The 7,022-nt window shown below is 58.3% G+C and carries 4 protein-coding genes; all 4 read left to right on the top strand.

Annotated elements, in window-relative coordinates:
• A partial coding sequence (locus VGM48_RS06350) for an ABC transporter permease (RefSeq protein ID WP_331577185.1) occupies positions 1 to 645 on the top strand: 645 nt, incomplete at its 5' end.
• Between the two features lie 52 nt (positions 646 to 697).
• Positions 698 to 3,100, top strand: coding sequence for an ABC transporter permease (locus VGM48_RS06345; RefSeq protein WP_331577183.1), 2,403 nt, complete (start codon positions 698 to 700; stop codon positions 3,098 to 3,100).
• A gap of 17 nt (positions 3,101 to 3,117) precedes the next feature.
• A complete protein-coding gene (locus VGM48_RS06340; protein WP_331577181.1) occupies positions 3,118 to 5,499 on the top strand; it encodes an ABC transporter permease in 2,382 nt (793 codons plus the stop codon).
• Between the two features lie 2 nt (positions 5,500 to 5,501).
• Positions 5,502 to 7,022: ABC transporter permease (locus VGM48_RS06335; protein ID WP_331577179.1), on the top strand; the 1,521-nt coding region annotated here is incomplete at its 3' end.

Here is a 7,022-nt window from a genome sequence, read left to right as displayed (position 1 = left end):
AAATTGCACGGCAAGGCCTACACGGTCGTCGGCGTCGCCGCCGATATGGTCAATAACAGTCCTTACGACACCGTCGAGCCCGCGGTCTTCGTCGGCGGCGGCTGGATCTATCAGATCCATGTCCGGATCAAGCCCGGCCTCAAGCCTCACGACGCGCTCGCCGCCATGGAGCCCATCTTCAAAAAATACGACCCTTCCAGCCCCTTCATTTATCACTTCGTCGACATCGCCTACGCCGCCAAATTCGAGGCCGAACAACGCATCGGCAATCTCGCCGCCGTCTTTACCAGCCTGGCCATCTTCATCTCCTGTCTCGGCCTCTTCGGCCTCGCCGCCTTCACAGCCGAACAACGCACAAAAGAGATCGGCGTCCGCAAGGTGCTCGGCGCCGGCGTCCTCAGCCTCTGGGGGCTGCTCTCGAAAGATTTTCTGAAGCTAACGGTCCTTGCCATTCTTATCTCCATACCGCTTGCATACATTGGCATGGACCATTGGCTGCAAGGCTATAACTACCGCGCGTCCCTGCCCTGGTGGATCTTCGCCGCGGCCGGCGCGGGCCTTATCGCCATCACCCTGCTGACCATCAGCTACCAAAGCCTAAAGGCGGCCCTTATGAATCCCGTCCGATCTTTGCGTAGCGAATGATGCAACATTCCCCGATTGCCCCTGTCTTTGACAAAGTCAATCCCCACATCTTATGCTCAAATCTTATCTCGTCCTTGCCTGGCGCAGCCTCCGCCGCAACCGCGGCTACGCCTTTATCAACATCTTCGGCCTCGCGGCCGGCCTGGCTATCACCCTCCTCATCGGCCTCTGGATCGCCGATGAGCTCAGCTTCGACCACTACCACACCCACTATCAACGCATCGCCGAAGTGATGCTCCGGCAGGGATCCCTCGACAAAGCCAAAAGCGAGTCGCAGGCGGGGCCAAGGGTCCATATCAACCCCTTCATCTCCACCCTGTTAGGCCCCACGATCCGCACGGGCTATGAAGACTTATTCACCAAAACGGCGATGATCTCGCCCCCCTACTGGCATCTCCTCGGCACGGGCGACAAGGACGGGAACCAAAGCGTCTCCAAACAGGGCCCCTGGGCGCAGGCCAGCTTCGCCGACATCTTCTCCCTCCACCTGCTGGCCGGCACCGCCGCCAGTCTGAACGAACCTTCCAACATTCTGCTCGCCCGCAGCACGGCTGTGACCCTCTTTGGGTCCGCCAACCCCATCGGCAAACTGGTAAAGCTCGATAACAAGACCCCGTTTGTCGTCGGCGGGGTGTTCGACGATATCCCTTTCAACAGCACCTTTCATGTGGTCCAGTTTCTGCTTCCGTGGGACCACCCCGACAACAAATACCTCAACGCCAATACCGACTGGTACGACCATAGCGGCAAAATGTATGTGCAGCTGGCAGGCAACGCTACCGCCCAACAGGCCACCCAACGGATCAGGTCGCTGATGCCGAACCGCCACACCCTTGTCCACCAGGAATTCATGGTCTACCCTTTCGACCAGCTACACCTTCACGGCGAGTTCAAAGACGGCATCCCCAACGGCGGCCGTATCCAGTTCGTCTGGCTTTTCGCCATCATCGGCGCCTCCGTACTCGGGCTCGCCTGCATCAACTTCATGAACCTCTCCACGGCCCGTAGCGAGCAACGCGCAAAAGAGGTCGGCATCCGAAAAACGATCGGCTCCCGCCGCTATCAGCTGATCGGCCAGTTCCTCGGTGAGTCCGTTCTCACCGCGGGCATCGCCTTCCTCCTCGCGGTCGGTATCGCCGCCCTCTGCCTGCCTTTCTTCAACGACCTGGCGGCCAAGGAAATGAGCTTCCCCTGGACCAACGTCTGGTTCTGGCTGGCCGCCGTGGGCTTTACCCTGCTCACCGGCCTCATCGCCGGCAGCTATCCTGCCTTTTATCTTTCGTCCTTCCGGCCCGTCAAGGTGCTAAAAGGGGCTTTTAAAGCGGGGCGGGGAGCAAGCCTTCCCCGCAGGATCCTCGTCATTACCCAGTTCTCCGTTTCACTGTCACTCATCATATCGACCATCGTCGTCTACCGGCAGATCCAGTACGCAAAGGATCGCCCGGTAGGCTACAACCGCGACGGGCTGATCACGGTGCCCATCAACACGCCCGACCTTGCCGACCATTATAACGCGCTGCGCATCGCCCTCTTCAACACCGGGTTCATCGCCGGCATGGCCCGGAGTAGCCAGCCCACCACCAGCTTCGACAATGGCAACGATCTGAGTTGGGAAGGACAAACCACCGAACAAAAACAGGTCAGCTACCACAATGTCAACGTCAGCCCCGAATTCGGCGCCACCATCGGCTGGACCATCCTTCAGGGCCGCGACTTCTCCCGGGATTTTGCGACCGACAGCAACGCCGCCATCCTCAACGAGGCGGCCATAAAAAAAGCCGGCCTCAAAGATCCGATCGGCATGCAGGTCACCCTCTTCGGCAAGCCTTATCATGTCATCGGGGTAGCCGGCAATCTACTCACCAACTCACCCTATGAGGCCATGGAAGCCGGCGTCTTCCTCGGTGACGGCGTGATGAATTTTATCACCATCCGGCTGAAGCCCGGCGCCCCGATCCGCACGGCCCTCGCGGCGATCGAACCGCTCTTCCGTCGCTTCAACCCCGCCAGCCCCTTCAACTATACCTTCAACGATGAAGAGTATGCGGAGAAATTCACCGCCGAGACCCGCATCGGTTCCCTGGCCGCCGTCTTCTCCGGCCTCGCCATCCTCATCTCCTGTCTCGGGCTCTTCGGCCTGGCTTCCTTCGTCGCCGAACAGCGAACCAAAGAGATCGGCGTGCGAAAGATCCTCGGGGCGGGGGTCGGCAGCCTCTGGGCCCTCCTTTCCGGTGACTTCGTAAAACTCGTCATCCTGTCCATGCTCATCGCCATGCCCCTCACCGGCATCGCGATGCACGACTGGCTGCAGAACTATTCGCTCCACACGGGACTCTCGCCCTGGATCTTCATTGCCGCCGGCGCGGGCATGCTGCTGCTCACGCTCGCCACCGTCAGCTTCCAATCCCTGAAAGCCGCACTCGCCAATCCCATCAAATCACTTCGCACCGAATAACTCATAACATCAACACCATGTTTAGAAACTTCCTCCATATCGCCATCCGCCAACTGCGCAAGAACCGCGGCTATTCCTTTATCAATATCTTCGGCCTCGCGACCGGCATGGCCATCGCACTTATCATCGGTATCTGGGCGGTTGACGAGCTTTCGGTCGATAAGGACCTTCCCAACGGCAACCGGGTCGTCGAGATCATGCAAAACCAATGGCCAAAGGGCCAGACCGGTGAGAATACGCCACCCTCGTATGTCGGCACTACCGTGTCCCCGGCCCTCAACCCCTGGCTGCAGAAAGGAAACTATCGGGATGTCTTCGCCCAAACGGCGATGGCCCTTTGGTCCGGCCAACATTTGCTGGTGACCGGCGATAAAAGCATCGCCCAGACAGGCACCTCGGCGGAGTATACCTTTCCGCTCATTTTCGGTTACCGTTTCCTGAGCGGCAGCGCCGAATCCATGCGCGATCCCAACACCGCGCTGATCTCGGGATCGACGGCCATTGCGCTGTATGGCACCGAAAATGCGGTCGGCAAAACCTTTAAATATGAGAACCGCCGTCCGTTCACCGTCGGGGGCGTCTATGCCGATCAGCCTGCGAACAGCAGTCTGAAGGATATTGACTTTTTTATCTCGATGGAAAGTGAGGAAACCAGCTGGCTGAAGAATGTCACCAATTTCGAAGACCACGATTGCCGGATGTATGCCCTGCTCGCCGATCATGTCACCCCCGAACAGGCGACGGCCCGCATCAAGAATATCTGCACCCCCCATGTGAAGTTCGCCTACGAAAATTATAAGGTGCTACCGTTTCCAAGCCTGTACCTGCATTATGATGAGAGCAACTCCGTCGGCGATGGCCGGATGGCCTACGTCAGAATGCTCGGGATCATCGGGGTCTTTATCCTGTTGCTGGCCTGCATAAACTTTATGAACCTGGCCACGGCCCGCAGCGAAAAACGCGCTAAGGAAGTGGGCATCCGCAAGACCATCGGTTCGCTAAGGAGTCATCTCATCGCCCAATTCCTCGGGGAATCCGTCCTCCTAGCCTTCCTCTCCTTTATCCTCGCCGTTGCGCTTGCCGCCCTCAGTTTGCCCTGGTTTAATCATCTCTCCGGTAAGCTCATGAGCTTCCCCTGGACTTCTGCGTTCTTCTGGGGGCTTTCATTGGGGTGTACCCTGCTCACGGGTCTGCTGGCGGGTAGCTACCCCGCATTCTACCTCTCCGGTTTCCGGCCGGTGAAGGTTTTAAAAGGCGCGTTCAAGACCGGCAAGGGCGCCAGCACGCCGCGCAAGGTTCTCGTGGTGATGCAGTTTTCCATCTCCCTGGCCCTGATCATCGGTACCATCGTCGTATTCCGTCAGATCCGGTTTGCAAAAGATCAACCCGTCGGCTATGACCAGGCCGGGCTGATCACCGTTCCTGACAATACACAAGAACTGGATGGCCATTTCGAGGCCCTTCGCAAGGCCCTGCTCAACACGGGCGCAGTCGCCAATATCACAAACTCCTCTGCGACGCTGAACGCATTTTATCGCAACAATATGCTCGAATGGGAAGGAATGAGCGAGGAGGCAAAAACCATCTCCTTCCGCGACGTCAACGTAAATGCCGATTTCGGTCCGACCATCGGCTGGACCGTCGTCAAAGGCCGCGACTTCTCCCGCGAACATCTTACCGACAGTTCGGCGGCCATCGTCAACGAACGGGGTGCCCGTGCCCTGGGTTTCAAAGATCCCATCGGCAAGGTCGTCAAACATTGGGGAAAACCGTATACCATCATCGGGGTGACAAAGGACATCATCAGCAACAGTCCTTATTTCCCGATCCAACCCGCGATCTTCATGGGCGATGGCGGCCATGCCGTCTTTACCGTTCGCCTCAAACGGGGAACGCCGGTGCGCACTGCCCTCGCCGCCATGGAACCCGTCTTCCGGCAATTCAACCCGGCAAGCCCCTTTATCTACTCTTTCATCGATGAGGAGTATCAACAGAAATTCAATACGGAGTCGCGGATCGGCAATCTTGCAACGGTGTTCTCCGCGCTGGCCATCCTCATCTCCTGTCTCGGCCTCTTCGGGCTCGCCTCCTTCGTCGCCGAACAACGCACAAAAGAGATCGGCGTCCGCAAAGTGCTTGGCGCCCGTGTGTCGGGGCTCTGGGCGCTGTTATCCGCCGACTTCATAAAACTGGTGGCGCTGTCCATGCTTATCGCGATGCCGCTTAGCTATTACTGCATGTCCCAGTGGCTGCAGAACTATAAGATCCATACCCCCCTTTCCGTCTGGATCTTTGTCGTGTCCGGCATCGGGATCCTGGTGGTCACGCTGGCGACCGTCAGCTTCCAGGCGCTGCGGGCCGCGCTCACCAGTCCCATCAAATCATTAAGAATGGAATGATCATGATAAAAAACTTCCTCCATATCGCGCTCCACCAACTACGCAAGAATCGTGGTTATTCCTTTATCAACATCTTCGGTCTCGCCACCGGCATGGCCATCGCGCTCATCATCGGCATCTGGGCGGCCGGCGAATTCGCACACGACCAATCCTACCCCGATCACGCCCGCATCGCGGAGATCATGCAGAACCAAAAAGGCGGCGCCTGGGCCAGTGACAAACAGACCACCTCCATGGGCCCCACCCTCTCCTCGGCCCTGAAACCCTTCCTGAAAAAAGGATATGACGATGTCTTCACGGAAACCGCGATCCTCTCCTACCCCGACGAACGGCTGCTCGTCGCCGGCGACAAAAGCGTCTCGCGCAACGGCTCCTTTGCCGAATTTACCTTCCCGCACATCTTCGGATATCGTTTTCTCAGCGGAAGCGGCGAATCCCTCCGCGACCCGTCTACGGCGATCATTTCCCGGAACACGGCCATCGCCCTTTATGGCAGCGAAAATGCGGTAGGCAAAATATTCAAATGGAGCAACCGTGTACCCCTCACCGTTGGCGGCGTCTATGCGGACCTACCCGAAAACAGCAGCTTCCACGACATCGACTTTCTTATTTCCCTCGGCAACGACAACGTCCGGGGCATCAGGGACAACACCGATTTTCTCAACCATAACTCGCGGATGTTCGCCCGCCTTGCCGGCAACACTAGCGCTGAACAGGCCACGGCCCGCATAAAGAATCTCTGCACCCCCTACGTCAAAGAAGACTACGAGACCTACACCGTACTCCCCTTCGAACAGTTGTACCTGCACTATAACGAGAACGACAACGCCGGCAGCGGGCGCATCGGCTTCGTCCGCCTCATCGGGATCATCGGCGTCTTCGTGCTGTTGCTGGCCTGTATCAACTTCATGAATCTCTCCACGGCCCGCAGCGAACAACGCGCAAAGGAGGTCGGCATCCGCAAGACCATCGGTTCGCTGCGAAGCCAGTTGATCGTTCAGTTCCTCGGCGAGTCGATCCTGCTCGCCGCTATCTCCTTTGTCCTTGCGATCGTCTTCGCCGCGGCGTCGCTTCCCCTGTTTAGCAGCCTCGCCGACAAACCCATGACGATCCCCTGGAGCAGTCCCACCTTCTGGGCCCTGTCCCTGGCCTTCACCGGGATCACCGGTCTGCTGGCCGGCAGCTATCCCGCCTTCTATCTGTCCGGCTTCCGGCCGGTGAAAGTCCTCAAAGGCGCTTTCAAAGCAGGTCGCGGCGCAAGCACGCCGCGAAAGGTCCTCGTTGTCGCGCAATTCTCCATCTCCCTCTCGCTTATCATCGGCACGATCGTCATCTTCCGCCAGATCCAGTTTGCAAAAGATCGCCTCATCGGCTATGACCGGGCCGGGCTGATCACAGTCCCGATCAATACCGACTCGCTCGATCGCCACTATGAGGCCCTCCGTACCGCCCTGCTCAGCACCGGTGTCGTCGCCAACGCGGCCAATGCCTCGCAAACCACCACCCAGTTTGACCAGAACAAT

The sequence above is a fragment of the Puia sp. genome (assembly GCF_036500295.1).
GTDB lineage: Bacteria > Bacteroidota > Bacteroidia > Chitinophagales > Chitinophagaceae > Puia.
The sequence above is the reverse complement of the archived record's forward strand: the minus strand, read 5'-3'. Positions and strand labels throughout refer to the sequence as shown.